Origin of the sequence: Methylobacterium sp. WL18, from assembly GCF_008040015.1 — a bacterium.
Taxonomy (GTDB): Bacteria; Pseudomonadota; Alphaproteobacteria; order Rhizobiales; family Beijerinckiaceae; genus Methylobacterium; species Methylobacterium mesophilicum.
The window spans coordinates 1-2,947 of sequence record NZ_VRVD01000582.1; the positions used below are offsets into that span (position 1 = coordinate 1).

Below are 2,947 nucleotides of genomic sequence, written 5' to 3' on the forward strand. Positions count from 1 at the left end.
GCGCCTCGTCGGCGCTGGGCGATCTCGGATCAGGCATGGCGGGTCCCCCGGAGGCGATGCCGCGCCCCGCGTGCGGCGGGCCCGGCACGGACAGAACGGTCGTCACGCGCGAAGGTGCCCGCCGAAGGGCCAAGGCAACCGTTTCGGCCTCTCACGGTTCTGTCTCCGCGTGGTCGGTCCCGGCGGCGCGAGCGAGAGTGACCCCGTGCCCCGTTGCCTTGTCCCGATCCTGACCGCGACCCTGATCGTCGGCGTCCTGACGCCCGCCCTCGCGGGCACGAAGAAGATCAAGATACCGAACCGCTACGACGGCGCCTGGACCATCGTGGCGACGACCTCCGAAGGGCCCTGCGCGGCCTCGACGAGCTATCAGGTCAAGATCAAGGACAGCGACGCCTCGATCCCGGGGGACGACGTCGACATCGACGGCGGCGTCTCGTCGAGCGGTCGCGTCTCGGCCACGATCATCAGCGGCTCGAACACGGTGCCGATCGACGGCAGCCTCGACACGCAGGGCGCCGGCAGCGGCACGTGGCGGTCGACCGGCGGGATCGTCACCTGCAGCGGCCGTTGGAACGCGCGGCGCTCCGGCTGACGCGCGCCGGCCGGAGGACGCTCAGGCCGGCGTCCGACGGAGGCTCGGCCGCTCGGGCTCCGGCTCGTTGGTCGTCGCGCCGATCTCCTCCGCCTTGCGCCACACGGAGCGGCAGACGAGGATCTCGTTGCTCGCGTCGATGTTGAGCACGAAGCGCTCCGGAACGATCTCGGCGTCCGGAAGGGCGACGCGGACGCCGCTCAGCGAGCGATCGTAGACGATGCACGGCAGGCTGCGATGCTCGTCGATGGAGATGCTGCCGGTCTCGTTCAGCATCGTGCGCGGGGCGCGCCGTCGATCAAGCATTGCCGTCTCGTGAACTGCGAAGCGCGCACGATCGGCGCGCCGGGTTCAGAACCGGTTCCGGAAATGCATCGGATTGTCCGCGTCCGCCCTCAAAGGACGGCGCGTGGCCTCACTATCCGGTGACCACCCCGACCAGCGTCGCCAGGAACCCGAGCGCGACGGCGCCGATCCCGCTCATGAACATCACGTCCCAGCCCGCGAAGTCCTTCGACCGGGGGGCGCGGGTGAAGGCGAAGGCGGTGACCGCGACGCCGCACACGATGAGGGCGACGGCGATGGTGATCGGTGTGGACATGGCGTGTTCCTCCGACGCCGGCTTGCTGGCCCTTTGGGCTCTTGTCAGGACGTCCGCAGCCGGCGTGATCTGCTTTCGGGACGTCCACCGTCGAAACATGACAGACGTTCCAAGTGGGAACAAGGCCGGAATCTGTTCTGCACTGCAGAACGACGGAGGATCGCGCTGCCTCATCTGACACCCGCGGCGGATAGGCCAGGGGAAAACGTGGAAGCTCCTTTCCGTGACGGAGGCGGGCCGGGCAGCTCAGTCGACGAAGACCCGGACGCCGTCCGTGTTGAGGATGTCCCGCTGGTCGGCGCACCATTGGTCCGCTCCGACCTCCGCGATGGTCTTGGCGACGCGTTGGCCTTCCTCCGCGATGGCGGTCTGAGCCTTTCGACGGCCGAGGGCCGCGTCGAGGGCCCTCCGGACCGTCCGGGACAGGCCCTCGGACACCGTGTCGTCCACGGTGTAGATCTTGCGGCAATACAGGACGATGCCGGCCTGGGCGCCGATGATCCGCACCAGGCCCTCGATGGTCTCGGTGCGCTTGTCGTCCTCGGCCATCGCGGGTGCGGACGGCAGGGTCCACGCGGCCAGCACGGCGGCGAGCAGAACGCGTCTCATCGGCGGGTGGATCCTCTGTGGGCTGGGGAACGACGTAGCGCATGCTGCGCCGACCCCGCGACACAGAGATAGGGCTGCCGCTCCCGGATGCCCCCCGGGCCCGAGACTCGGCGAAGCGGCATCGGATCGCGGGCACGCAGGCCCGGTTCTTCCTATGCCGTGCTCGATGGCGCGCGCGAGCGGACCTGTACGTCCCCGGCGGGCCGGCCCCCGGGAAGACCGGATAGACCCCACGCCTCGATGCGCCGACCGCGTGCGAACCGAAGACTTTCCGGCCAGCGACTGTCTGGCCAACTGCCTGCGGGCCAAAAAATAGCGGGCCGATTATTTCCGGGCCGACATCATGTCGTGGGTCAGCACGGTCAGCTTGCCGATCAGGCTGGAGATGTCGGCGCCCTTGCACGACCATTGCGTGCCGATCGCCTCGCCATCGGTCGAGACCGAGACGACCGCCACCGAGCGCAGCCGCCCCTCGCGGGCGAGGGCGAGCTGCTCCTGCAGCACGGCGATCACCGAAGCGGTGTCCTCGTCGGCCACGGTCGGCGCGATATGCGCCGGGAAGGCCACCACGGAGTTCGTCTGCTCACGCTTCATCATGCTTCGACCCCGCACCCGTTCTTCTCAGGAACCGGGGTGGGCATCAGCTTTGTGCAGAGTGTGGCAGCTTGTCCGTGTCGGGCCACGTCGCAGACATGTGTGGCTGCGGGGCAACGATCACGGGCCGGACCGTTCGACGTGGCAGTCCGGGATCGTCGAAGGTGGCACGCGGTCGACGGATGAGGGATCCGGAGGGCGTGCGCACCGGTCGTACGTGGCCGGGACGACCTCGGCGGCATCCGCCGCCGGAGGCGTCGAGGTCGCTGTCGATCAGGCCGCCTTGCGACCCTTGCGCTCGCGGTCGGCCATGGCACCGGGCTGGCCCAGGCCGATCGCCTTGGCGAGGGCGGAGCGCTGCTCGGCGTAGCTCGGGGCGACCATCGGGTAGTCCGTGGGCAGGCCGTATCGCTCGCGGTAGCTCTGCGGGCTGAGGCCGTTGGCGGTCAGGTGGCGCTTCAGCGTCTTGTAGGTCTTGCCGTCGATGAAGCTGACGATCCCGTCATGCTGGACCGACTTGCGGATCTGGGCCGCGCTCGGCTTGTCGA

At 69.2% G+C, this 2,947-nt stretch carries 6 protein-coding genes; 1 reads left to right on the plus strand and 5 read right to left on the minus strand.

The genetic code is table 11. The annotated features are described in order from the left end of the window. Nucleotides 1–205 precede the first annotated feature (205 nt). Entirely contained in the window at nt 206–595 is a 390-nt protein-coding gene (locus FV228_RS25280) for a heme utilization protein (protein WP_147857064.1), read from the plus strand. 21 nt (nt 596–616) lie between these two features. On the opposite strand, the gene FV228_RS25285 is transcribed toward FV228_RS25280, so the two are convergent. The 5 genes from FV228_RS25285 to FV228_RS25305 all read right to left on the minus strand — a co-directional run. After that, nucleotides 617–901 (minus strand): PilZ domain-containing protein, encoded by a 285-nt coding sequence (locus FV228_RS25285; RefSeq protein WP_147857065.1) that lies wholly within the window; start codon nt 899–901, stop codon nt 617–619. Nucleotides 902–1,013: 112 nt separating this feature from the next. After that, a complete protein-coding gene (locus FV228_RS25290) occupies nt 1,014–1,196 on the minus strand; it encodes a hypothetical protein (RefSeq protein ID WP_147857066.1) in 183 nt (60 codons plus the stop codon). A gap of 246 nt (nt 1,197–1,442) precedes the next feature. Continuing rightward, nucleotides 1,443–1,805, minus strand: a complete 363-nt coding sequence (locus FV228_RS25295; protein ID WP_147857067.1) for a hypothetical protein — start codon at nt 1,803–1,805, stop codon at nt 1,443–1,445. A 324-nt stretch (nt 1,806–2,129) separates the two neighbouring features. Beyond that, nucleotides 2,130–2,399 carry a hypothetical protein gene (locus FV228_RS25300; protein WP_187277899.1) on the minus strand — a complete coding sequence of 90 codons (270 nt, stop codon included), beginning with the start codon at nt 2,397–2,399 and terminating at the stop codon, nt 2,130–2,132. A gap of 273 nt (nt 2,400–2,672) precedes the next feature. After that, nucleotides 2,673–2,947, minus strand: a 275-nt coding sequence (locus FV228_RS25305) for a MucR family transcriptional regulator (RefSeq protein WP_187277897.1), incomplete at its 5' end; no start/stop codon positions are given.

Excerpts from the sequence above, each read along its gene's own strand:
- FV228_RS25290 (WP_147857066.1), bottom strand. The coding sequence starts at position 1,196 with ATGTCCACACCGATCACCATCGCCGTCGCCCTCATCGTGTGCGGCGTC.
- FV228_RS25285 (WP_147857065.1), bottom strand. The coding sequence starts at position 901 with ATGCTTGATCGACGGCGCGCCCCGCGCACGATGCTGAACGAGACCGGC.
- FV228_RS25300 (WP_187277899.1), bottom strand. The coding sequence starts at position 2,399 with ATGAAGCGTGAGCAGACGAACTCCGTGGTGGCCTTCCCGGCGCATATC.
- FV228_RS25295 (WP_147857067.1), bottom strand. The coding sequence starts at position 1,805 with ATGAGACGCGTTCTGCTCGCCGCCGTGCTGGCCGCGTGGACCCTGCCG.